The sequence below is a fragment of the Magnetovibrio sp. PR-2 genome (assembly GCF_036689815.1).
In the GTDB taxonomy this organism is placed as follows: Bacteria; Pseudomonadota; Alphaproteobacteria; order Rhodospirillales; family Magnetovibrionaceae; genus Magnetovibrio.
The window spans coordinates 1-22,529 of record NZ_JBAHUR010000021.1; the positions used below are offsets into that span (position 1 = coordinate 1).

Annotated in this window: 19 protein-coding genes and 1 tRNA gene; 9 read left to right on the forward strand and 11 right to left on the reverse strand. The window is 55.0% G+C overall.

The window, feature by feature from the left end; all coding sequences use genetic code 11:
* Positions 1-135: 135 nt before the first annotated feature.
* Positions 136-212, reverse strand: a tRNA-Ile gene (locus V5T82_RS17235).
* Positions 213-408: 196 nt separating this feature from the next.
* On the opposite strand from V5T82_RS17235, the gene V5T82_RS17240 reads away from it, so the two are divergent.
* Positions 409-1,023 carry a cytochrome b gene (locus V5T82_RS17240; RefSeq protein WP_332896916.1) on the forward strand — a complete coding sequence of 205 codons (615 nt, stop codon included), beginning with the start codon at positions 409-411 and terminating at the stop codon, positions 1,021-1,023.
* Between the two features lie 27 nt (positions 1,024-1,050).
* Entirely contained in the window at positions 1,051-1,635 is a 585-nt protein-coding gene (locus V5T82_RS17245) for a YceI family protein (protein WP_332896917.1), read from the forward strand.
* Between the two features lie 73 nt (positions 1,636-1,708).
* Here V5T82_RS17245 and V5T82_RS17250 read toward each other — a convergent pair whose 3' ends face one another.
* Positions 1,709-2,605 carry an MlaA family lipoprotein gene (locus V5T82_RS17250; RefSeq protein WP_332896918.1) on the reverse strand — a complete coding sequence of 299 codons (897 nt, stop codon included), beginning with the start codon at positions 2,603-2,605 and terminating at the stop codon, positions 1,709-1,711.
* A gap of 395 nt (positions 2,606-3,000) precedes the next feature.
* Here V5T82_RS17250 and V5T82_RS17255 point away from each other — a divergent pair, with 395 nt between their 5' ends.
* The 3 genes from V5T82_RS17255 to metH are packed head-to-tail and all read left to right on the forward strand — an operon-like array spanning position 3,001 to position 8,599.
* Positions 3,001-3,963 (forward strand): ArsR/SmtB family transcription factor, encoded by a 963-nt coding sequence (locus tag V5T82_RS17255; RefSeq protein WP_332896919.1) that lies wholly within the window; start codon positions 3,001-3,003, stop codon positions 3,961-3,963.
* Positions 3,960-4,865: a methylenetetrahydrofolate reductase gene (gene metF / locus V5T82_RS17260; RefSeq protein WP_442917941.1), complete on the forward strand. Its 906-nt coding sequence runs from the start codon at positions 3,960-3,962 to the stop codon at positions 4,863-4,865. Before V5T82_RS17255 ends, metF begins: the two co-directional genes overlap by 4 nt.
* 38 nt (positions 4,866-4,903) lie before the next feature.
* Positions 4,904-8,599 carry a methionine synthase gene (gene metH, locus V5T82_RS17265; protein ID WP_332896920.1) on the forward strand — a complete coding sequence of 1,232 codons (3,696 nt, stop codon included), beginning with the start codon at positions 4,904-4,906 and terminating at the stop codon, positions 8,597-8,599.
* Here the strand turns inward: metH and V5T82_RS17270 are convergent.
* A complete protein-coding gene (locus tag V5T82_RS17270) occupies positions 8,596-9,699 on the reverse strand; it encodes a three-Cys-motif partner protein TcmP (RefSeq protein WP_332896921.1) in 1,104 nt (367 codons plus the stop codon). The genes metH and V5T82_RS17270 overlap by 4 nt on opposite strands.
* Before the next feature lie 9 nt (positions 9,700-9,708).
* The gene (locus tag V5T82_RS17275) at positions 9,709-10,455 is read right to left on the reverse strand and encodes a DUF5131 family protein (RefSeq protein ID WP_332896922.1); all 747 of its coding nucleotides are present in this window, start codon (positions 10,453-10,455) and stop codon (positions 9,709-9,711) included.
* 125 nt (positions 10,456-10,580) lie between these two features.
* Here V5T82_RS17275 and V5T82_RS17280 point away from each other — a divergent pair, with 125 nt between their 5' ends.
* Positions 10,581-11,888 carry an MmgE/PrpD family protein gene (locus V5T82_RS17280; protein WP_332896923.1) on the forward strand — a complete coding sequence of 436 codons (1,308 nt, stop codon included), beginning with the start codon at positions 10,581-10,583 and terminating at the stop codon, positions 11,886-11,888.
* On the opposite strand, the gene V5T82_RS17285 is transcribed toward V5T82_RS17280, so the two are convergent.
* Genes V5T82_RS17285 through V5T82_RS17300 form a run of 4 tightly spaced genes read right to left on the reverse strand, consistent with a single transcriptional unit; the run spans position 11,885 to position 14,037 of the window.
* Positions 11,885-12,289 carry a bacteriohemerythrin gene (locus tag V5T82_RS17285; RefSeq protein ID WP_332896924.1) on the reverse strand — a complete coding sequence of 135 codons (405 nt, stop codon included), beginning with the start codon at positions 12,287-12,289 and terminating at the stop codon, positions 11,885-11,887. The two genes, V5T82_RS17280 and V5T82_RS17285, sit on opposite strands and share 4 nt — an antisense overlap.
* A gap of 29 nt (positions 12,290-12,318) precedes the next feature.
* Positions 12,319-12,573, reverse strand: a complete 255-nt coding sequence (locus V5T82_RS17290) for a hypothetical protein (RefSeq protein WP_332896925.1) — start codon at positions 12,571-12,573, stop codon at positions 12,319-12,321.
* Positions 12,574-12,628: 55 nt separating this feature from the next.
* Entirely contained in the window at positions 12,629-13,438 is an 810-nt protein-coding gene (locus V5T82_RS17295; RefSeq protein ID WP_332896926.1) for an ABC transporter permease, read from the reverse strand.
* Entirely contained in the window at positions 13,435-14,037 is a 603-nt protein-coding gene (locus V5T82_RS17300; protein ID WP_332896927.1) for an ABC transporter ATP-binding protein, read from the reverse strand. The genes V5T82_RS17295 and V5T82_RS17300 overlap by 4 nt, the downstream gene beginning before the upstream one ends.
* Positions 14,038-14,335: 298 nt before the next feature.
* Between V5T82_RS17300 and V5T82_RS17305 the strand changes: the two genes are divergently transcribed.
* Genes V5T82_RS17305 through V5T82_RS17315 form a run of 3 tightly spaced genes read left to right on the forward strand, consistent with a single transcriptional unit; the run spans position 14,336 to position 18,106 of the window.
* The gene (locus tag V5T82_RS17305; RefSeq protein ID WP_332896928.1) at positions 14,336-14,782 is read left to right on the forward strand and encodes a hypothetical protein; all 447 of its coding nucleotides are present in this window, start codon (positions 14,336-14,338) and stop codon (positions 14,780-14,782) included.
* A 52-nt stretch (positions 14,783-14,834) separates the two neighbouring features.
* Positions 14,835-17,618 carry an ATP-dependent DNA helicase gene (locus V5T82_RS17310; RefSeq protein WP_332896929.1) on the forward strand — a complete coding sequence of 928 codons (2,784 nt, stop codon included), beginning with the start codon at positions 14,835-14,837 and terminating at the stop codon, positions 17,616-17,618.
* 56 nt (positions 17,619-17,674) lie between these two features.
* Positions 17,675-18,106: a hypothetical protein gene (locus tag V5T82_RS17315; RefSeq protein ID WP_332896930.1), complete on the forward strand. Its 432-nt coding sequence runs from the start codon at positions 17,675-17,677 to the stop codon at positions 18,104-18,106.
* A 281-nt stretch (positions 18,107-18,387) separates the two neighbouring features.
* Here V5T82_RS17315 and V5T82_RS17320 read toward each other — a convergent pair whose 3' ends face one another.
* The 3 genes from V5T82_RS17320 to V5T82_RS17330 all read right to left on the reverse strand — a co-directional run bounded on the left by V5T82_RS17320 (position 18,388) and on the right by V5T82_RS17330 (position 22,430).
* Complete coding sequence (locus V5T82_RS17320) at positions 18,388-20,238, reverse strand: sulfotransferase (protein WP_332896931.1); 1,851 nt, start codon at positions 20,236-20,238, stop codon at positions 18,388-18,390.
* Positions 20,239-20,375: 137 nt separating this feature from the next.
* Positions 20,376-22,040, reverse strand: coding sequence for a chaperonin GroEL (gene groL / locus V5T82_RS17325; protein ID WP_332896932.1), 1,665 nt, complete (start codon positions 22,038-22,040; stop codon positions 20,376-20,378).
* Positions 22,041-22,115: 75 nt separating this feature from the next.
* The gene (locus V5T82_RS17330) at positions 22,116-22,430 is read right to left on the reverse strand and encodes a co-chaperone GroES (protein ID WP_332896933.1); all 315 of its coding nucleotides are present in this window, start codon (positions 22,428-22,430) and stop codon (positions 22,116-22,118) included.
* Between the last annotated feature and the right edge of the window lie 99 nt (positions 22,431-22,529).

Genomic DNA, 22,529 nt, shown 5'->3' on the forward strand with positions numbered 1-22,529 from the left:
ATTGGCTAAAAACAGGCTGGTTGGCCCTTGATCAAATACGACAGAATTGAGGATAAAGGCGGAAGTCATGTTTTCGCTAACCAGCCCGTTTTGAACGCGTGCCTCACTTTTTGCGTTCACCTACAAAAGGGGGAATGGTGGGCCCGGCAGGACTCGAACCTGCAACCAGACCGTTATGAGCGGTCGGCTCTAACCAATTGAGCTACAGGCCCCCAATAGGTTGTGACCTCGCTTATAGCAAGCAACGGACGCGTGGGAAAGGCTCTCTCTTCAAAAGGTGTACCTTGAGCTCACTGTTTCGTAAATCGAAACGGTAAGTCCCGTTTTCGCCATCTACCCGCCTGAGGCCGGACCAATTACAGTGCTTCTATTAATGCCCCACAACAGAGCGATATAGAGCACAAGAAGATGACCTCCCCCGACAGTCTCAAAACTTCATCCATACCCATAACCTCGCGTTGGCGCAATTCCGACCGGCGCTGGGGTGGGGTGTCCGTCGTCTTGCATTGGACCATGGCTTTGGCTGTGTTCGGTTTGTTTGGCTTAGGTCTGTGGATGACGTCGCTCAGCTATTACGACCCTTGGTACAAACAGGGGCCGTCCATCCACAAAGCCATGGGTGTTTTGTTGTTCGCCACGTTGCTGGTGCGGTTGGCTTGGCGGGCGTTCGACCACACACCGGCGCCGTTGCGAAGTCATTCCGCGCTGGAGCGCAAAGGCGCCCACGCGGCGCATGTGGCTTTATATGCAGGCTTGTGCGTGGTGATGCTCAGCGGTTATTTGATTTCCACAGCCGATGGGCGCGCCATTGACGTTTTTGGTCTGTTTGAAGTCCCCGCGACTTTGAGCAGGCTTAAGAACCAAGAAGACATTGCCGGCGTCGTTCACTTGTGGTTGGCCTCGGGCCTCGTTGGCGTCGCTGTTTTGCACGGCGGTGCGGCGCTCAAACATCATGTCTTGGACAAAGACGCGACGCTCTTGCGCATGCTTGGGCGTTCTACCAAATCCTCCTCCTCAGTTTAACATCATCAAATGTAAAGGATCTCCTCCATGAAATACTACTCTTTGGTCGCTGCTGCAGCCCTCGGGCTTGCCGCCATTGCCCCTGTCAAAGGCGTTCAGGCTGCCGATTACGTGATTGACACCAAAGGCGCGCACGCCTTTGTTCAGTTTCGTGTGAAGCACCTGGGCTACAGCTGGTTGTATGGACGATTCAACACCTTCTCAGGTGAATTCAGCTACGATGCGGACAAGCCGGAGGCCTCTGCGATCTCCGTCACCATTGACACCACAAGCGTCGATTCCAATCACGCCGAGCGCGACAAGCACTTGCGCAGTGGGGACTTTTTGAACGTCTCCGAATTTCCCCAAGCCAAGTTCGTCAGCACCGGCGTGAAGATGAATGCCGACGGCACGGCACAGCTGATGGGGGACTTTACCTTACATGGCGTGACCAAGCCGATCGCCATTGATGTCAACAAGCTTGGCGAAGGTAAAGACCCTTGGGGTGGTTACCGCGCGGGCTTTCAAGGCTCCACCACCATCACCATGGCGGATTACGGCATGACGTTTAACTTAGGCCCCGCGTCGACCCAAGCGGAAATCATTCTGTCTGTTGAAGGCGTGAAGAAGTAAGAGAACGCCAGACATACAAAACCGCCCCCAGAATTTTCCTGGGGGCGGTTTTTTGTGTCTTGTAAAACAATGATCAGTTCTTGGTGGCTAAGATCGGATCTTCTTCGTCCGGGTCTTCCATGCTCATCATGTCGTCCAGCTCGTTGCTGTTCTTTTTGGTCATGGACGGCAGGCCGCGGGTGCCGGATTTGCCGTTGTTGATTTCATCGTCACGCACTTGGCGGTACAGGCTGCGCACAGCTGCGTAATAATCCAGCGAGGTTTTTTCCAAGTCGTCAATGTCTTCCATGTTGCGTTGACGGAAGTCGACGGCGTCGGCCACAAAACGTTCGTTGGGGATGTATTCTTTGTCGGTGTTTTGAGCGTAGTGCCAAATCGGATCGGTGATCACGTCCACCACTTTGCCGACCGCATCACGCGGGTTCGACGGGCCCAAAATCGGCAGAACCAGATACGGTCCGCCGTCCACACCCCAGGTCGCCAGGGTTTGGCCAAAATCTTCTTTGTGAGCCGGATAGCCCATCTCGGTCGCCGGATCGCCAAAGCCCAATATGCCAACGGTGGTGTTGATGGCAAAGCGCGAGAAGGTGTTCCAGGCGCGTTCCGTCTCACCTTGCAAAACATCGTTGAGCAAGATTACCGGGGTTTTCAAGTTGGACAGGAAGTTGCTGACCAAGTCGCGCAAAGGCGGCGGCACAAAGCCGCGGTACATGGCCGCGACTGGACGCAGAACCAAGGTATCCAGGCCACGGTTAAACTCGAACATGGCCCGGTTGAACGGTTCCAACGGATCGTTGATCTCGTTGTATTCAGTGACAGCCTCAGAATCTTTGGGATCAGGCGCGGTGGCACAAGCGCTGACCATGAAGCCCAAAAGCAACACAGCGCCCAAGCGCAGCACTTTATGGCGCAAAACGCTCATAAAACCGCTGAAAAAATCATCCAATCCCGTACGGTGTGTTGCGTACATTCAAGGCTCCGTCACAATAAATACGGCTCGCAATGGATTGCGGGCCGCCGTTTAAATTAAACGTACGAGCGCACATTAAGTGTGCCCCCACCAAATACATTTTAAAAACAAGACCCTATCAAGAAGGAAAGGCCCGTTCCCCCGGTTGCATTGTTCCGGTCTAAGCGTGCGTTAACCACACCCTATCGAATTAGCACACGCAGCAGCCGAACACCAGTGTGCAATTTGTACGATATGCATGCAAAGTGACGGGTGTGTTCAAAATATCACACTACATTCAGGTAAGCGGGCAAGTGTGAGATTAAAATGTTCTAGACACCTTGATTATCAATGGATATAAAGACATTGTTATATCTAAATATTGAATGATTATTGGTTGTTCTAAAAGGCCTCACATGGAACACGTTCTGGACGCATTACGGGCTGCAGCAGACCCCACAAGGCTCCGAATCCTGGGATTGCTGGCGGCTGGGGAGCTGACGGTCAGTGAATTGGTTTCGATTCTCGGCCAAAGTCAGCCGCGCGTGTCGCGTCATTTAAAAATTTTAGTAGAGGCCGGTCTTTTGCAGCGTTTTCGTGAAGGAAGCTGGGTTTTTCACCGAATCCAACCCGGTGCGGGCGGCACACGTGCGGCAGCCTTGGTGGACTTGGTGCCGCAAGAAGACCCGCTGCGTATGCAAGATAAGGTGCGTTTGCGCGAAATCGAAGATCAGCGCAGTCGCGCAGCCGAAGACTATTTTGCCAAGTTTGCCCCCGAATGGGATCGTCTGCGCCAACTGGATGTGGATGAAGAAGCCGTGGCCACTGCGGTGCGGGAGATGTTGCCCCTGACGTCACAGCAAAAACTGTTGGATTTGGGCACCGGCACGGGCCGCATGCTTCAGGTGTTGGGCCCGGATGTAGGGGAGGCCTTAGGCCTTGATAACTCGCATGAAATGCTGGCGGTCGCGCGGGCGAACGTCAAACGCTGGGGTTTGGAAAACTGCCAACTGCGCCAAGCCGATATTATGGCACTGCCCGTCGCATTCGGAACATTCGATGCAGTGGTGATTCACCAAGTGCTGCACTTCTTAGATCGACCCTGGGCCGCCATTGCCGAATCCGTGCGTGCCCTTCAGCCCGGTGGGCGCTTATTAATCGTAGACTTAGCCCCCCACGATGTGGAAGAACTGCGCGAACAGCACGCGCACCGTCGTTTGGGCTTTGAGGATGAAGAAATTCAAGACTGGCTTTTGACCCAAGGGTTGAGCCTGGAAACCATCAAACATCTGCCTGGAAAACTGGGCGTCACCATTTGGCTGGCCCGCAAGAGCGGCGTTGCCGGCTTAAATGCACAAGATCAAGGAGCTCTCTTATGACCGCCATCACCCGCCATGATTTGAATGGTATGGCCGTGTCCTCACCATTGCCGAAAGACGCCAACGTGTCGTTCGAATTTTTTCCGCCCAAATCGGAAAAGATGGAAGCGAAGCTTTGGGATTGTATTGAGCGTTTAGCGCCTTTGGGGCCCCAATACGTGTCGGTCACCTATGGCGCAGGCGGTTCGACGCGCGAGCGCACCCACGCCACCGTGACCCGCATTCGCCGCGAAACGGATTTGGAGCCCGCCGCTCATTTGACCTGCGTCGGCGCCACCCGCGAAGAAATTGACGAGATCGCTCAGCAGTACTGGGACGACGGCATCAAGCACATTGTGGCGTTGCGCGGCGACCCGGTCGAAGGCATCGATACCGATTATGTGCCCCACCCCGGTGGCTACGCCTACGCCGAAGACTTGGTGAAGGGCCTGAAAGACATTGCCGACTTCGAAATTTCCGTTGCAGCCTATCCGGAAGTCCACCCGCAGGCGAAAAGCGCGCAGGCGGACTTGGACAATCTCAAACGCAAAGTCGACGCAGGCGCCACTCGTGCCATCACACAGTCGTTTTTCGACACCGAAGTGTTTTTGGACTTTGTCGAAAAGGCGCGCCAAGCGGGCATCGAAGTGCCCATCGTGCCAGGGATCTTGCCGGTGACGAACTTTGCCCGCGTTAAAGAATTTTCCGAACAAACTGGGACGTCCGTACCCGGTTGGATGGGTGATTTGTTCGACGGCCTGGACGAAGACGCCGAAACCCGCAAGCTGGTCGCCGCAACTGTGGCCGCCGAGCAATGCCGTGTGCTCTATGCCAACGGCATCAAAGATTTTCACTTCTATACGCTCAATCGTGCCGATCTGACTTACGCCATTTGCCACATTCTGGGCGTTCGCCCGAAGTAAGCCTTGAGACGCTTCTGTATATATAAAGAGACACTGACATGCCCTTGAAACCACACAACCCCAATGCCAAAGCTCAACTGGAAGCCCAGCTCAAAAACCGCATCCTGATTTTGGACGGCGCCATGGGCACCATGATTCAACGCCACAAGTTCGAAGAAGAACATTTTCGTGGGGAGCGCTTTAAGGACCACAACTCCGAGCTCAAGGGCAACAACGACCTGTTGATCTTCACCCAGCCCGAAGCCATCCAGGGCATTCACGAAGCCTACCTGGAAGCGGGCGCGGACATTATTGAGAGCAATACGTTCTCCGCCACGACCATTTCCCAGGCCGATTATGGCTTGGAAGACATTGTGTATGAGCTCAACGTCGAAGGGGCGAAGCTGGCGCGTGCCGCAGCGGATAAATATTCGACCCCGGACCACCCGCGTTTTGTCGCAGGCGGGCTTGGCCCGACCAACCGCACTGCGTCAATTTCACCGGACGTGAACGACCCGGGCAAACGCAACGTAACGTTTGATGAATTGAAAGACGCTTACGCCCAAGCTACACGCGGCCTCATTGAAGGCGGTGCGGATTTGATTTTGATCGAAACCGTGTTCGATACCTTGAACGCCAAGGCTGCGATCTTTGCGGTGAAATCCGTATTCGAAGAAGAAGGCTTTGAGCTGCCCATCATGATTTCCGGCACCATTACCGATGCGTCTGGTCGGACGCTGTCGGGTCAAACGGCGGAAGCGTTTTGGAACTCGCTGGCCCACGCGAACCCTGTGTCCATCGGGTTCAACTGTGCGCTGGGTGCGGAAGACTTGCGCCCGCACGTTCAAGCCGTGGGCGCCATTGCCGACACCCACGTGTCGGTGTATCCCAACGCCGGACTACCCAACGAATTTGGGGCCTATGACGACACGCCTGAATATATGGGCGAGGTGCTCAAAAGCTTCGCCGAAGAAGGCCTAGTCAATATTGTCGGTGGGTGCTGTGGCACCTCGCCGGATCATATCAAAGCCATCGCCGATGCGGTTGCTCCTGTTGCGCCCCGCACGTTGCCAGACCCAGAAATGGTTTGCCGCTTGTCCGGCCTTGAGCCGCTGATCATTGATGACGTGACGGGTTTTGTGAACGTTGGTGAGCGCTGCAACGTTGCGGGCTCGGCCAAGTTTAAAAAGTTGATTGCCGAAGGCGACTATCAAACGGCGACCGACATTGGCCGCACCCAAGTCGAAAATGGTGCGCAAATCGTGGACGTCAATGTGGACGACGCCATGTTGGACGCTGAAAAAGAAATGACCACGTTCTTGAACCTGATCGCGGGCGAACCCGACATTGCGCGTGTCCCAGTGATGATCGACAGTTCCAAATGGGATGTGATCGAAAAAGGCTTGAAGTGCGTGCAGGGCAAAGGCGTGGTGAACTCCATCTCGCTCAAGGAAGGTAAAGAAAACTTCCAGGCCCAGGCCAAAACCATCATGAATTATGGCGCGGCAGTCATTGTCATGGCGTTTGACGAAGACGGGCAGGCCGACAGTTATGAGCGCATGGTTGAGATTTGCAAAAAATCTTACGACGCGCTGGTTGAAATTGGCTTCCCGCCGCAAGACATTATTTTCGATCCCAACATCTTCCCCATCGCCACGGGCCTGGATGAACACCGCAACTATTCGGTGGACTACATCAACGCGTGCAAATGGATCAAAGACAATTTGCCGGGCGCGATGCTTTCCGGCGGTGTGTCGAACATGTCGTTCTCGTTCCGTGGCAATAATCCGGTGCGTGAAGCCATGCACTCGGTGTTTTTGTACCACGCCATCAACAACGGCATGACCATGGGTATTGTAAATGCGGGACAGTTAACGGTTTATTCCGACATTCCCGACGATTTGCGTGAACGCATCGAAGACGTGGTGTTGAACCGCCGTGAAGATGCGACGGAACGCCTGTTGGAGGTTGCCGAAGAAGCGCGCGGTTTGGGCACCAAAGACACCGGGCCCGATTTGACGTGGCGTGAAAACGACGTCAACAAGCGTTTGGAATATGCCCTGGTCAAAGGCATTACCGAATTCATCGAAGACGACGTGGAACAAGCCCGGCTCGCGGCCACCCAACCCATCGACGTCATCGAAGGGCCGCTGATGGACGGCATGAACGTGGTCGGCGACTTGTTTGGCACCGGACAAATGTTCTTGCCCCAAGTGGTGAAGTCGGCTCGCGTGATGAAACAAGGTGTCGCGCACTTGCTGCCCTACATCGAACAAGGCAAAGCCGCCGGATCGAGCAAGGGCAAAATCTTGATGGCGACGGTGAAGGGCGACGTGCACGATATCGGCAAAAATATCGTCGGCGTGGTGCTCCAGTGCAACAACTTCGACGTCATCGACCAAGGTGTGATGCAGCCCTACGCGGACATCTTGGACCGTGCCGAAGCCGAAAACGTCGACATCATTGGGCTCAGCGGTTTGATCACGCCGAGCTTGGAAGAAATGGTCATCGTCGCCAAAGAAATGGAACGGCGCGGTATGACACAGCCGTTGTTGATCGGTGGTGCAACCACGTCGAAGGTCCACACGGCGGTGAAGATCGACCCGGAATATTCCGGCGTGGTGATCCACGTGAACGATGCGTCGCGCGCCGTGGGTGTGGCCTCGCAGCTGCTGTCCGAAACGCAACGCGATGACTATGTAGCAGGCATCAAAGAAGAATACGCCCAAGTCAAAGAAAAGCACGAAGCCAGCCAACGCGCCCGCGAACAGCTCTCGCTTTTGGATGCGCGCGAACGCCGCTTGAAGATCAATTGGAACCCCAATGACGCGGTTGCCCCCAGCTTCACGGGCACCAAAGTGTTTGACAATTATCCGCTCACCGAATTGGTTGCGCGCATGGATTGGACACCGTTCTTCCGCACATGGGAGCTCAAAGGCACGTACCCGTCCATTATCAAAGGTGACACGCCTGAGGCGGACAATGCCCGCTCTCTTTGGGCTGACGCACAAGCCATGTTGAAAAAGATCATTGATGAAAAATGGCTCGAAGCCCGCGCCGTCATCGGCTTCTGGCCGGCGGCCTCCGTCGATCACGACGACGTGGAGTTGTTCACCGACGAGACACGTTCCGAAACCCTCACGCGGGTTCACTTCCTGCGCCAACAAATGGTCAAACGCGAAGGCCGTACCAACGATTGTCTGGCCGACTTCGTGGCCCCCAAAGGCTCCGGCGTGAACGATCACATCGGTGGGTTCGCCGTGACGGCTGGCATCGGCCTGGATGAAAAATCTGCCGAGTTCCAAGCGGCCAATGATGATTACAACGACATTTTGTTGAAAGCCTTGGCGGATCGTTTAGCCGAAGCGTTGGCCGAACGCATGCACGAACGCGTGCGCCAAGAATTCTGGGGTTACGCCGCCGAAGAGGACTTGGCTAACGAAGACTTGATCAAAGAAAACTACGACGGCATCCGCCCGGCTCCGGGTTATCCGGCATGCCCCGACCACACGGAAAAAACCACGCTGTTTAAATTGTTGGACGCGACCGAAGCCACAGGCATCGCACTCACCGACAGCTTCGCCATGATGCCCACCAGCTCGGTGTCCGGTTTCTACCTGTCCCACCCCGAAGCCAAATACTTCGGCATCGGCAAGCTCGGCAAAGACCAAGTCGTGGATTACGCCGAACGCAAAGGCATCACCGTCGAAGAAGCGGAAAGGTGGTTGGCACCGAATTTGGGGTATACGCCTTAAAGGAATTGAATTTTCAGATTCGGGTCGCTGTATGTGCCGGGTCGTCTCTTTTCTGGAGCGCTTAACACTTGTATTTTAGGCGGGTTTGAAAGCTCGAGTGGTCTTAGAACTTGCCTTTTATAATGAGATTCTCTAAACGCTGTTTCAGTCAGGATGTATTCTTCAATTTCTTCAACGGTAACGGTTTGCCCATTGAAAACTTTTTGGATTTGTCTAGATAGCTCTGCGAAGTTTGGCTCATTTGCAAACATGATCATTTGATTAGGATCTGTTGCGTCTGAAAAAGTAAATTCACCGGATGAATCAGTTCTCCACATCGCTTCCTTCATTTTCATAATTCCTTTTTTGCTATTCGTTGCATAAAAAAGGAAGTAATCGGTATTGTTTGCTGCATTTTTCATTTCGAATGAGCGGACATATTTTGCTTTGGCGCTCGCTCGCAATTGACGGTAATAAAGATCATGAAGGCAGCGATTCCGTTCTATTGGCTTTTTTAGATCAGAACAATTCTTCCAATCAGAAGTTCCAAAAAACCGATCAAAGTTTTCGATCTGGTCTGGATGGCTAAGAAATCGATTTATTTCTTCGTACATGAAGTTGACGAACACTTCGCAACTTCGATGAGATAGAATTTCGCGAACGATTGAGAAAGGGACACCTTTCCAGCCGAACGGATCAATAAATGCAAAAGTAGGATGCAGAGGTTTGGACTTGTCACGATAAAAGTCCATGAGCTCATCAAATGCGACCTCAAATTCATCATTCACAATTTTTATGCGAAAGTTTTCTGGAAGCAGCATTTCTTTGATGATTGACTGCAGGTTATTGGAGCGCTCCTTGTCATATTCAACAAAGTAATAAAGGATCGTCGACTTGATTCTACGTAGATGCGCTAACGCAGCCTTGATAGCAATAATTGGGGAACCGTCTTCACCTTTTGAATATCGCCCTGGGCCTGAAAATCCATCAATGTACAAAAAAACAGGGAAGCCACCCTGGCTCAGGATTGGCACCCATGAATATAGGTACATACCAAGAATTTCATGTTTTGCGCGAGTATGGGGATCCAAATCCCATATGGGTGTCTTTGGGGCAGCCATTAGATCAAGTTATTCCGCAGCTATTAAAGGTAAGTTTTGTGGGGGGTATTCGCCCCAAATCCGTCCCTGAAGTTCACGCCCATGCTCCTTCGGGCGGAATCCTCCCCACTGTTTAAAGAAGAACGCCACTTTGGCTTTGTTGCATTGGTCACGGATATCCGTGACCCAGGCTTCTTCGATGGGGCGGTGTTTGGGGCCGCTTTCGCCGCCGACGATGACCCAGTGCATGGCGGATAAATCCATTTTCCCCATCGGGCCGATGAGAGGCTCCAGAGATAAGAACCGCACCGTAGAGTTGGTGTCCCTCAAGTGATTGATGCGGGACTGTTTGCTACCATCTTCGACAGAAACGCCAAGCCAGATGTGGGCAGGTACAGGATCGTTCTTAAAACGCTTGTTGATATAGCTACGCATGCGAGATGAGCGTTTGGTTAGCACCTGGAAGGTATGTTGTGTGGCCGCTTCCATGGTGTCGAAAACTTGATCGACGTAACTGTAGGGGACTTCTTTGTGGAACAGGTCGCTCATGGAATTCACGAAAATCATGCGCGGCTTTTTCCAGCTGAGCGGCTGTTGCAGGCGCGCAGGACGAAGTGTCAGGTCAAAGCCGGTTTCAAAGGGATGTCCCGGCACGCCGCGAAAACGTTCGGCGAAGCGTTCAGCATAGCAGTTGTCGCAACCCGCGCTAATCTTCGTGCAACCCGTAACCGGGTTCCACGTGGCATCGGTCCACTCAATCTCGGATTTTTGCGCCATACCTCGCTCCAGAACAAAACAAGAACATTATACTTGACTTGTGGATAACTTGCCAGAAGATCCTTCAATAAACACTTAAGATAGGTTTAATTCTAAACCAAGCGACAACTGTAATGGACCCGAAAATGTCTCTCACCCAATCCCTCATCCACCTCATTCGCTCCAAGCCCGTCACGCAAGATGATTTGGACGCGGCGGCTTTGTTCACGCTTGACGCCGTCGCCAATGCCGTCGGTGGGTGTTCAACCGAGCCGGGGCACAAGCTGTTGGACTGGGCGGGGGAGAGCGGCGCAGACGCTGGGCGGCGGGCTTTGTTGCTGGGTGGTCTCACGCACATTTTGGAGGTGGACGATTTGCACCGCGCGTCTGTGGTGCACCCAGGGTGCGTTGTGGTTCCGGCAGCGTTTGCGCTTTCAAAGGGGAACGCTCAGGATTTTCTGACGGCCGTGCTTCACGGGTTCGAAGCCACGTGTCGGGTCGGCATGGCCGTGGGCAAAGCGCATTATAAGGTTTGGCATTCCACCGCGACGTGCGGGCCGTTTGGCTCGGCCATGGCGGGGGCGCACCTGTTGGGTTTGAGCGATGAACAGGCCGTTCACGCACTGGGCAATGCGGGCACCCAGTCGGCGGGGTTGTGGCAGTTCATGGCAACCGGAGCCATGAGCAAACACTTGCACGCCGGGCGCGGGGCAGAGGCCGGTGTGGTCGCTGCCGAGTTGGCAAAGCTGGGGTTCACCGGTCCCCCGGAAATATTGGAAGGTGCGCAAGGCTTGTTTGCCGGGGCATGCCCGGACCCGGACCCGGACGCCGTTCTGCGCAATCCAGACCACCGTTGGCAATTGCATGAAAGCTCCATCAAGCCCTGGCCGTCATGCCGTCACACGCACCCCGCCATTGATACGGCGTTGGAACTGTCTGCACACATTAAGAATGTGGAAGAGATCGAACGCGTCAACGTTCAGGTCTACGAAGCCGCCATGGACGTGTGCAATCGCCCAACCCCCGTGAGCGTCTATGAAGCCAAGTTTTCACTTTATCAAACGGTAGCAGCTGCGCTGGCGGATGGGCGTGTGGACTTCGACAGTTTCGAAGCCGACAGCCGAGAGCGCTTGGCTGCATTGCGCGCGAAAATCACGCCGCAAGCCTGTGAGCCGTTTGTCAGCGCCTATCCTCAGGATTGGGGAAGTGCCGTTGAGGTTGTTTTGAAAGACGGCTCAACGTACAAGGCCGAGCGCCAACACTGCAAAGGCGACCCGGAAGCTGCCTTGTCCAAAGACGAAATGAAAGCCAAAGCGCGCATGCTGATGGACCTGGGCGGCTATGAGAACCCGGACCAACTTATGGAAGCCATTTTGGGTATGGCAGAGGGCGGGGCTGTGCCGGATGTGTTTGTGGGGTTAAAGGCTGTTGAGGGCGACACATCAGCGGGCTAAATGATGTTCTTCTCTTTCAAAAACGACACAAACTGCATATCGCCGCGCACCACGTCTTCGATTAACAACGTCGCCATTTCATCAAAGCAGCGTTTTAGTGTTTCCGGGCTTTCCGTGTTGACGCACAGCGCTTTGACACCTTGGGCTTTGAGCATCAGCTCATGGTGAAATGTCATGTGGTCTTTGAGTTCCGGATACTCGGCATCGGCCAGCAGGGCTTCTTCGGACTTAAAATGCTCGTCGCACAGAACCAAAAACGCTTCCAAAAGCTCTTCGCATTTTTCGTGCTCTTCGTTTTCGATGCTGTGGGACACGGCGTTGATCATGTTGACGATCTCGGCATGCTCCCCGTCGATGACGGGGTGGCCGGTGATGAAGGTTTCAAGCAATTCGACTTGCATGGGAGGTCCTTAAAAAAAGGTGGTCGAGGTTACTGGTTCGCGGTTGGTTTTTGCGGGTTTTTGAGTTTTCGCGCATCCAAGCGGCGCTGTTGGATCAGCTTGATCTGTTCTTGGCGGATGCGCGCACGCGTGGCCGAATCCGTGGCCCCGGCAAAGCGGTCATTGAAAGCGGACCGTTCCTCGGGCGTTAACCATTCGGTCCCAGGCAGGTGTTGAGCCTGGGTACTGTTTGGTTGGGCCGTAAAGGCAACCAGAAGGACGGCGAGGGCAACAAAAAGGCGCATCGGCAGTTAATCCACAAGTTTGTGGTGGAGAAAGGTATACTTCTGACCAGCGAAGTCAACCGGACGTTTCGCGTAGGCGGTCGAGTCGTAAACGGTCCCGCTCATCCCCCAACCGCCAACTGGTCCCCATCACCGCCATCAGCGCGCCGATAGACGTGGTGCCGGCCAGCAAAAACATGATGAGAATCTGGTACTTGACGGCTTCGGTGGGATCGACCCCGGCCAAAATTTGGCCCGTCATCATACCCGGAAGTGAGATAATCCCCGCCGCTGACATGGCATTGATGATGGGCATAAGGCCCGCGCGCATGGCTTCGCGCGCATATGGTCTGACGGCGTCGCGCCGCGTATGGCCCAGGGCAAGGCGGGCTTCGATGGCGTCTTTTTCACGTTTGAGTGTGGCGGCGAGGCGCTCCATCCCCACCGAAATACCCGTGAGCGTGTTGCCCAACATCATGCCCAACAAGGGCAGGGCGAAGCGGGGATCGTACCAAGGGTCAGGGCGTACGGCGGTGGTCAGCGCCAATATCGTGACAATGCCGCCCGCCACGATCAGTGACGAGGTGGCGATGGAATAGCTCCACCCGTCGCGCAGTTTTAAGGTCTGGCGCGCGGTGACTTCTCGTCCCGCCAACAACAACATGACCAACGCCGCCAAACCGGTCCACCAGGGTGAGACCATTTCGAACAGCATCTTCAACACCAGCCCGATTAGCGCCAGCTGAACCGTGGTGCGCAGGGCGGCAATGCCCAGGGTTTTTTCCAAGCCGAGGTTGAGCGCTACCGACAGCCCACCCGCCAACAACAGCAACAGCGACGCAATGGCCAAGTCGAAATAACTGAGATCCAAGTACACCGCACTCATGGGGTGACCTCGCTGAGCTGACCGTCTTTGAGCTCCACATGTCGGGTGGCAAGGCGCTGGGCCTGGGCCGGGTCGTGACTGACGAAGACGATGGCTTTGCCAGCATCGCTCAGTTCAGAAATCAGTCTTTCCACGCGGTCCACATTGTCGGGATCCAGGCCGGACGTGGGCTCGTCCAACAGCAAAACCTCCGGGTCGCGGGCGACGGCGCGGGCCAGGGCTAAGCGTTGGCGTTCTCCGGTGGAAAGGTTGACGGTCTGCCAATCCAACGCGGTGCTTTCCAGGCTGACGCGGTGCAGGATGTCTTTGACGGCGCTGTGGCTGAGCCCTTCGAAATGCGGGCGCACCGTGTCCGCCCACCAGCCTGGTGCTGCGGGAACGTACATGACACGGGCACGCCAAATGGGCGCATCCATGGTGTCGCGGGGCTCACCATTTAGAGAAACGTCCCCCGCGTTGGGGTCCAAGTCCGCAATGGCGCGCAGCAACAACGATTTGCCCGCCCCCGAAGGACCGCGCAAAACCACCCGCGCGCCCGCCTCGACGTCTAAGTCGATGGGGCCAATGGACAGACGTTGGAGATTTTTAACGCTTAACATGCATAAGGCTTAGCACGTTGATGTTACGGCGCAAGGGCAAAGCGTGGGCTTGTAATCCACATGAATTAATCAATAATGAATTCCATCTTCAACCTATGGTGATCATGGTCGTGTATTGAGAAGCTTTAAAATCATGTTGTTTGGGGCGGCGTTGCAGGTCGTCTTAATGGGAACAGCCGGGGCAGAGGAGGGCAGACCACCTGGTGCTGTGGCTGAACAGCACATTTTTGGGCCGTGGGCCGTTAGTGCAGAGGTCCGGGACAAAGGCAGGGGGGAATTCGTGAGGTGTAGAGCCGTCTTGCACGAACAGGACGGAAATGGCCTGACATCACGCTATCACCTGTTCGTATCAGTGAGTTGGGACGACTTGATGGTGATAATGTCGCGCGATGATCGCTGGATTGAGCTCCAAGGTATGCGTCCTGTTTTGTCACTCTACTATAATGGTGAACACGCTGCGCCCACTCTATTCTTTCAGCACTATCATAACACTGTGGGGGGGTATAACAGCCGCCCCAAGGGAGACCCGAAGTGGTTTGATGTTCATGCGTTTTTGGATCGTTTGAGCGATATGGAGAGCCTGTCGTTTGATTTAAACGGGTATCGCAAAGATATAGAGCTTTCTAAACCTGCCGAAATTGTTGCAGAACTGCGCGCCTGCCAAAAGCTCTACACACATTATTTTGCTCAAGTCCAAAGTGTTGAGGGGACGTTTATAGAAAAATTGAGGGCTTTGTCCCAATAATTATTGGGGTTTTTTCCAATGGTGCGTGCTGCAGTGCGGCTATACTCCTCCCATGACGAATCCACCCAACCCGCCCGAAATCTTGCTACCCGACACGTTTGCGGTCGTGGTCGGGGTGCGTGCGGCGTATGTGGTGGAAAGTTCGGGCGAGGTTTTGAGCCTTAGCCATGCGGAGGCTGCGCGGTGGATTAAGACCGAAGGCGCGCCCATGGTTTGCCATGCGCGCCAGACGGCGGCGCGGCTCAGGTGTGAGGCGTTTCGCGGGTTTGATCTGTTGGAACTTTTTGCCTTTGTCGAGCCTGCGCGCTTTTGTCTGCCCACACCGGGGGGGTTGGCGCAGGAACTTGGGTTGAGTTTACCCCGCTCTCACGAAGACGAAGCGATGATTTTGGTCACCGCAGCGCAGACTTTGTTGGAACGCATGCGTGCGCGGCTGAGCGCGGATTCCAAAGACGCCCGCCAAGCGGCCAAATTGGCGCACGCCATGAACACTGGCGGTTGGTCCTGGGCAAAACCCGTGCTGGCCGCCTTGGGCGAAGGCGACACGCCGCACAGCCAAATCGCCTCCCGATCCTTTCGTGTGTGGGAAGGCCTGCCCAAATGGGAAGAGCGGGGCGGCGAGGTCCCGCCAGGCGATGCGCCCGTCTCACCCCTGGAAGCGCGTCACCGCTTGGACGCTTTGCTGGCTGGACGACGGTCGGAAAACCGGCCCGAGCAACAGAAATTCACGGCGGGTGTGACGGCGGCGTTCGATCCTTGCGAATTTCCGGGCCAGCCCCAGTTTGTCTTGGCCGAGGCCGGGACCGGGGTCGGCAAGACTTTGGGCTACGTCGCCCCCGCCAGCGTGTGGGCGGACAAAAATGACGGCGCGGTGTGGCTGTCGACCTACACCCGCAACCTCCAGCGCCAGTTGGATGGGGAGATGGATAGGCTTTACCCCGACCCCGACCACAAAAAACGCTTTGTGGTGGTGAGGAAGGGGCGCGAAAACTATTTCTGTATTTTGAATTTTCAAGAAGCTCTCAACCGCTTGGCCTTGCGTCCAGACGGGGCGATTGCTTTGGGCTTGGTGGCGCGTTGGGCGGGGGCGACCCGCGACGGCGACATGATCGGCGGCGACTTTCCCGCCTGGATCGGATCGCTGTTGGGGCGTGGGTTAACGGGTGAGCTGACCGACACCAAGGGCGAATGCACCTATACCCTTTGCGAACATTTTAATAAGTGCTTTATCGAACATTCCAAACGCCGCGCCAAACGCGCCAAGCTGGTGATCGCGAACCATGCCTTGGTGATGGTGCAAACCGCGCTCAACGCGGGCGGCGGGGCCAGTGCGGAGGGGGGCGCGCCGACGCGCTTTGTGTTTGACGAAGGTCACCACGTGTTCGATGCCGCCGACAGCGCCTTTGCGTCTCACTTATCCGGTCAAGAAACTGCCGACCTGCGCCGCTGGATTTTGGGGGCGGAGGAAGGACGGCGCTCTCGCTCGCGTGGTCTCAAAGCGCGGCTGGAAGATTTAAGTGCGACCGATGACAAGCTCGCCATGTTGGTGGGTGAGGTGCGCCAAGCCGCCCACGTGCTGCCCGGGCCCACATGGCGCCAGCGCTTGACGGACGGAGAGGCCGGAGGGCCCAGCACCCCCAGTTCCGGCGAAACCGAAGCGTTCTTGATGTTCGTGCGCCAACAAGTCTATGCCCGCAACAACAATGGAGACGTTGCGTACTCGCTAGAATGCTCCGCCGAAAGCCCGGTGGACGGATTGTTGGACGCGGCGCGCGATTTGGACCGTGCGCTGATGATGCTGGAAACTCCGGTGCAAGAGTTGATCAAGCGCATGCTCAAAAAGTTGGATGACGAGGCTTCAGACCTGGAAACCAGCGAGCGCACCCGCATTGAGGCTTTGGCCGGCAGCTTGGAACGCCGCGCCTTGATCCCTGTGAAATCCTGGCGCGCCATGTTGCAGGCTTTACAAGACGGCACACCCGAAGACTTCGTCGATTGGATGAGTGTCGAACGCTTTCAAGGGCGCGATTGGGACATTGGCTTGAACCGTCATTGGGTGGATCCCACCAAGCCGTTTGCCGCTGCCATGACGGAGAGCGCGCAGGGTGTGCTGATCACCTCGGCAACGTTGCGCGACGAAGGCGATTGGCCCAACGCCGAAGCCCGCACGGGGTCCAAGCATATGGCGTCGCCGACCATTTATGTGGCACAAAAATCGCCTTTCGATTATGCCAACCAGACCCGCATATTTGTGGTCACTGACATCAACAAAAACAACGCCGATCAAGTTTCGGCGGCGTATCGGGAATTGTTCCTGGCCTCCGGCGGGGGCGGGCTGGGGCTATTTACCGCCATCAACCGTTTGCGCGTGGTGCACGAACGCATCGCACCTGCGTTGGATGAGGAAGGCTTTCCGCTGTATGCCCAGCACATCGATCCCCTCGACGTCGGCACGCTGGTGGACATCTTCAAGGCCGAAACGGATGCGTGTTTGTTGGGCACCGATGCTGTGCGCGATGGGGTGGATGTGCCGGGCAGCTCGCTGAGGCTCATCGTGTTTGACCGCGTGCCCTGGCCGCGTCCGGACATCATCACCAAAGCCCGGCGCGAAGCGTTTGGCGGGCGTGCATACGATGAGATGCTGACACGTTTGAAACTCAAACAAGCGTATGGCCGTTTGGTGCGCAAAAAGGACGATCGCGGTGTTTTTGTCATGCTGGACGGGGCTTTGCCGTCGCGCATCGCCACGGCGTTTCCGGGGGATGTGGAGATCCAACGCGTTGGCCTCAAAGACGCAATTTCGCACACGCAGCAATTTTTATCAGAGTCTTCTTGAACACCCTCAAATCACACCCTACCTGAATAATATCGAGAACATGTCGGGGTGAGTTCATGGGACAGCGCATATCCATCGCAAAAGCCGCAAGAATACTCGGCATTAACCGTCACGAACTGTGTGACCGGATTTGTCATGCCGGGTTTGACGGGTTCGAAGGCGGTGTGGATTTGGACGATCTCAAAAGCATTTCGCCGAAGTTCAACACCGAAGATGTGCGCCTGTCGGAGCGCACCCGCCTGATCCGCCAAACGGCGCGCCGCCGCCAAGCCGTGGCTCCGCCGCGCAAAAACGAGCACGAGCTGCAAGACGATCTCGACAAAATGCACAACAAGTGGCTTTTTGAGCGCAAAAAAGCGCAGGAATACTCCATGTTGTTCGACGCCTTGGTCGATGAGCTCGGCCACTGGCAAGCCTCCCCCGACCCCCACAAATCCAAATTCGCCATCGAATTTTCACACTGGATTTGTGATCAGTTGGATGAGTGAGGATTGATCCCCTGCCTTCGCCGTGGGCGTTTTTTCTTGGGAAATTGCTAAGGACGACAGCCGTGAAAGCCTTCACTCAACCGTCATTCCTGCGCAGGCAGGAATCCATGGGCGACTGCTCCGGAGTGATCGAGAGAAACTCTAAACGGAGACGCCCATAGGCTCCTGCCTGCGCAGGAGTGACGGCGTTTGATTAGATCTAAGTCAATGAAAAAATGTATGTAATTTTGGAAAAAAGCGGGAATCCATCTTCCTGCCTACGCAGGAGCGACGGTTTGAAATTAGTCTTCCAACGCCTCAACCAAAGGCGCCAGCCAGGGCTCGAAGCGTTTCCATTTTTGCACGGAGTCTTTGTAAATGGGCTGGCGCACTTGGGACAGGCTGGCGGTTTTAACGGTGCGGTTGCTTTTGTAAAATTGAAGACAGGCGTCGTCCCAGTCCAACCCAATATGTGAAACCAAAGCGCGCGAGCAGGTGTCTTGGTTGTCGATCAAATCCTCATAATCGACGTGGTAAACAAAGCCAGGCAACACATTTTGCCAGTGCTGCATACAGAGGGTGTACAGCTTGTAATAAGCGCCGATTTCCGCAAGGTCGTAGGAATAGCTGACATCCGTATTGCTGAAAAAGGTTTTATAAAGAGATAGGCCCGTGTCGTAAGGATCACGACGGCAGTGGATCACTTTGGCGTTCGGCAGCATGAGTTTAATCATGCCGATGTTGGCAAAGTTTGCGGGCATCTTATCTGTGATGTGCAAAGCCTCTTCATCGTGTTGGCGGAGCCTGTCGATATAGTCTGCCCCGGCCTGAGCCAGTTTATCTGGGTGTATTTTGCCCGCAGAAAAACCTTCAGAGACATCATGAAAAGAACCGAAGTGGCTTCGGACGACCTCTTCTAAGGCATAGAGTTCGCCTGCACCGAAGACGCTTGGGTGGGCGGATATAATTTGCTCGACCAAAGTTGTGCCTGAGCGGGGCATGCCCACAATGAAGACAGGCGTTGGGTCCGTGCTGCCGGTGTTGGAAAAGGTCTCATGGAACTTTGGCGTGAAGGTCTTTTGGATGGCATTGAGATCATCGAATTGATGTTCAAAATCCAGGTGGAATGTGCCCCGCTTCAGAGCATTGCCTTCGGTATAGAATTGAAAAGAGCGTTCATATTCACCGAGATCCTCATGGACTTTGCCTAAGGCAAAAGAGAGGGCGATTTTATCGTCGAGATCAGCAATTGGCCCGTCGTAGGCGGCTTTCATGGCGCGGACATCCTCGTTTGCGGATGTGACTTTGATGAGCCGTGCCAAGTTCATATGGGCTTTGCCATAATCCGGCTTCAAGCGGATGGCTTCGCGCAGATAGCTTACAGCTTCGTCAATGCGTCCATCGGTTTGGCAAACCTGTCCGAGGGTTGCGTTGGCACCAGACGGGTCAAGGCCCATCTTCAACGCGTTTTTCATCAATGCTTCTGCGATTTCGAGATCGTCGTTGTGCCAGTGGGCGAGGCCTTTGTTGAAATAGGCATTGTGAAAGTCGGGAGAAATCCCAAGAATTTTGTCAAACCACTGGAGGGCTTCGCCGGGTTTGTTTAAGGCGATGAGGCACAGGCCTAAATTGTTCATGGCCGGGACGTGACGCGGGTTCTTTTTCAGAACATCTTGAAAAACGACGCAGGCTTCCTCATCACGCTTTAAATCTTTCAGCACTGTGCCGAGGTTAAAAGCGACTTCAATTTCATGAGGAGCAAACTTGAGGGATGTTTCGAAACAGGTACACGCTTCTTCTTTGCGCCCCAGAGAATTGAGCACGATGCCTTTGTTGCAATGCGCATGGGCGTCGTCGGGTTTGACGCCTAAGGCCTTGCCAATGAGGTCGAGCGCTGCGTCATAATTCCCCGTCGCATGGGCAATCATGCCTAAAAAATTCAGAGCTTGGTGATGATTGGGCTGGGCTTGAAGAATTTGGCGGTAGATGCTTTCGGCGTCTTGCAAACGTCCGGCTTGATGATGCTCAAGCGCAAGCTGTAGGGCTTGGTCAACAGTCACGGTCTGGTTTTGTGGGGACGAAGCTTTGCCGTGCTGTTTCGCTTGTTTCTGAGCGAGCTTCTTTTGACGTCGTTTTTCCGCGCGGTTGACCATGGGGGTGCGAATCTCCTGTGCTTGACGACAGTTTACAGGATTTGCGTACACAGCACACAAAAAGCCCCGCACCAATTGATGCGGGGCTTTTGTTTCGAGCCCAAGTAATGTGGGGGCTCGAGCGTTGGTTGGCTGGCTTAGAAGCCCATGCCGCCCATGCCGCCCATACCACCCATGTCGCCGCCCGGCATGCCGCCAGCCGGAGCCGCGCCGCCGTCTTTTTCCGGCAGTTCGGTGACCATAGCTTCGGTGGTGATCAGCAGACCCGCCACGGATGCAGCGTCCGTCAGAGCAACGCGAACAACCTTGGCCGGATCGATGATGCCAGCTTTGATGAGGTTTTCGAAGGTGCCGGACTGAGCGTTGTAGCCGTGAGCTGTGTCTTTGGATTCCATCAGCTTGCCTGCGATGACAGCGCCATCGGCACCGGCATTTTCAGCGATTTGACGAACCGGAGCTTGAACCGCACGACGCACGATGTCGATGCCGACGTTTTGGTCGGAGTTGTCGCCTTCGAGTTTCGCCAGAGCTTTGCCACCGTACAACAGTGCGGTGCCGCCACCCGGGACGATGCCTTCTTCGACAGCTGCGCGGGTTGCGTGCAGTGCATCGTCAACGCGGTCTTTGCGTTCTTTCACTTCAACTTCGGAACCGCCGCCGACGTGGATCACGGCAACGCCGCCAGCCAATTTGGCCAGACGTTCTTGCAGTTTTTCTTTGTCGTAGTCGGAGGTGGTTTCTTCGGCTTGTGCGCGGATTTGGTTGCAACGCGCTTGGATGCCTTTTTTGGTGCCAGCACCGTCAACGATGGTGGTTTCTTCTTTGGTGATGTTGACGCGTTTACACGTGCCCAGCATGTCCAAAGTGACGTTTTCGAGCTTAATCCCTAAGTCTTCGGAAACCACTTGGCCGTTGGTCAAGATGGCGATGTCTTCCATCATGGCTTTGCGGCGCTCGCCGAAGCCCGGAGCTTTGACAGCAGCCACTTTCAAACCGCCACGCAGTTTGTTGACAACCAACGTTGCCAGCGCTTCGCCTTCGATGTCTTCAGCGATGATCAACAACGGGCGAGAGGATTGAACCACGGCTTCCAAAACCGGCAGCATAGCTTGCAAAGAGGTCAGCTTGCTTTCGTGGATCAGGATGAACGGGTTTTCCATTTCGCAGGTCATTTTTTCGGCGTTGGTCACGAAGTACGGAGACGTGTAACCACGGTCGAACTGCATGCCTTCAACAACGCTGAGTTCCGTGTCCAAGCCTTTGGCTTCTTCAACGGTGATGACACCTTCGTTGCCGACGCGTTCCATGGCTTGAGCGATCATATCGCCAATTTCAGCTTCGCCGTTGGCGGAGATGGTGCCAACCTGTGCAACTTCAGCAGAGGTTTTGACTTTCTTGGAACGTTTGTCGACGTCTTTGATGACAACGTCGACAGCGAGATCGATGCCGCGTTTGAGATCCATCGGGTTCATGCCGGCAGCAACAGCTTTGCAGCCTTCGCGAACGATGGCTTGGGCCAGAACGGTAGCGGTCGTGGTGCCGTCGCCAGCTTCGTCGTTGGTGCGCGAAGCGACTTCTTTGACCATCTGTGCGCCCATGTTTTCGAACTTGTCAGCCAAGTCGATTTCTTTAGCAACAGAGACACCGTCTTTCGTGATGCGCGGTGCGCCAAAAGCTTTGTCCAAAACAACGTTGCGGCCTTTGGGGCCCAGGGTGACTTTTACGGCGTTAGCCAAGGTGTCGACGCCAGCCAGCATACGGGCACGGGCATCAGCACCAAATTTTACGTCTTTAGCAGCCATGGAATATTTCCTTATCTTTGGATTGGCTCAATAAATCGGGTGAAAGAGAAGTGGGGCGGGCAAAGGCCCAGCGCCTTACTTCTTCTTTTTGCCTTTGGCAGTCGTTTCGATGACGCCCAAGATGTCGCTCTCTTTCATAATGAGCAAATCTTCACCACCGAATTTGATTTCGGTGCCGCCCCATTTGCCGAACAAGACGTTGTCGCCTTCTTTCAGTTCGAGCGGAGCAACAGTGCCGTCTTCTTTGTGGATACCGGAGCCAACGGCAACGATCACACCTTCAGACGGTTTTTCTTGAGCGGTATCGGGGATGATGATGCCACCAGCGGTTTTTTCTTCGGTTTCGAGGCGGCGGACAAGCACGCGATCGTGAAGAGGACGGAACTTCATATTGTATTTCCTCCAAAGGAAGTTCTTGAGAAATCGAATGTTTGGGGGGTGATTTTTGGTTTGTTAGCACTCTCCCCAAACGAGTGCCAGGGATTTAAG

Excerpts from the sequence above, each read along its gene's own strand:
- V5T82_RS17255 (WP_332896919.1), top strand. The coding sequence starts at position 3,001 with ATGGAACACGTTCTGGACGCATTACGGGCTGCAGCAGACCCCACAAGG.
- V5T82_RS17245 (WP_332896917.1), top strand. The coding sequence starts at position 1,051 with ATGAAATACTACTCTTTGGTCGCTGCTGCAGCCCTCGGGCTTGCCGCC.
- V5T82_RS17240 (WP_332896916.1), top strand. The coding sequence starts at position 409 with ATGACCTCCCCCGACAGTCTCAAAACTTCATCCATACCCATAACCTCG.
- V5T82_RS17280 (WP_332896923.1), top strand. The coding sequence starts at position 10,581 with ATGTCTCTCACCCAATCCCTCATCCACCTCATTCGCTCCAAGCCCGTC.
- V5T82_RS17315 (WP_332896930.1), top strand. The coding sequence starts at position 17,675 with ATGGGACAGCGCATATCCATCGCAAAAGCCGCAAGAATACTCGGCATT.
- V5T82_RS17270 (WP_332896921.1), bottom strand. The coding sequence starts at position 9,699 with ATGGCTGCCCCAAAGACACCCATATGGGATTTGGATCCCCATACTCGC.
- V5T82_RS17300 (WP_332896927.1), bottom strand. The coding sequence starts at position 14,037 with ATGTTAAGCGTTAAAAATCTCCAACGTCTGTCCATTGGCCCCATCGAC.
- V5T82_RS17285 (WP_332896924.1), bottom strand. The coding sequence starts at position 12,289 with ATGCAAGTCGAATTGCTTGAAACCTTCATCACCGGCCACCCCGTCATC.
- V5T82_RS17320 (WP_332896931.1), bottom strand. The coding sequence starts at position 20,238 with ATGGTCAACCGCGCGGAAAAACGACGTCAAAAGAAGCTCGCTCAGAAA.
- V5T82_RS17275 (WP_332896922.1), bottom strand. The coding sequence starts at position 10,455 with ATGGCGCAAAAATCCGAGATTGAGTGGACCGATGCCACGTGGAACCCG.
- V5T82_RS17250 (WP_332896918.1), bottom strand. The coding sequence starts at position 2,605 with ATGTACGCAACACACCGTACGGGATTGGATGATTTTTTCAGCGGTTTT.
- metF (WP_442917941.1), top strand. The coding sequence starts at position 3,960 with ATGACCGCCATCACCCGCCATGATTTGAATGGTATGGCCGTGTCCTCA.
- V5T82_RS17330 (WP_332896933.1), bottom strand. The coding sequence starts at position 22,430 with ATGAAGTTCCGTCCTCTTCACGATCGCGTGCTTGTCCGCCGCCTCGAA.
- metH (WP_332896920.1), top strand. The coding sequence starts at position 4,904 with ATGCCCTTGAAACCACACAACCCCAATGCCAAAGCTCAACTGGAAGCC.
- V5T82_RS17295 (WP_332896926.1), bottom strand. The coding sequence starts at position 13,438 with ATGAGTGCGGTGTACTTGGATCTCAGTTATTTCGACTTGGCCATTGCG.
- groL (WP_332896932.1), bottom strand. The coding sequence starts at position 22,040 with ATGGCTGCTAAAGACGTAAAATTTGGTGCTGATGCCCGTGCCCGTATG.
- V5T82_RS17290 (WP_332896925.1), bottom strand. The coding sequence starts at position 12,573 with ATGCGCCTTTTTGTTGCCCTCGCCGTCCTTCTGGTTGCCTTTACGGCC.
- V5T82_RS17310 (WP_332896929.1), top strand. The coding sequence starts at position 14,835 with ATGACGAATCCACCCAACCCGCCCGAAATCTTGCTACCCGACACGTTT.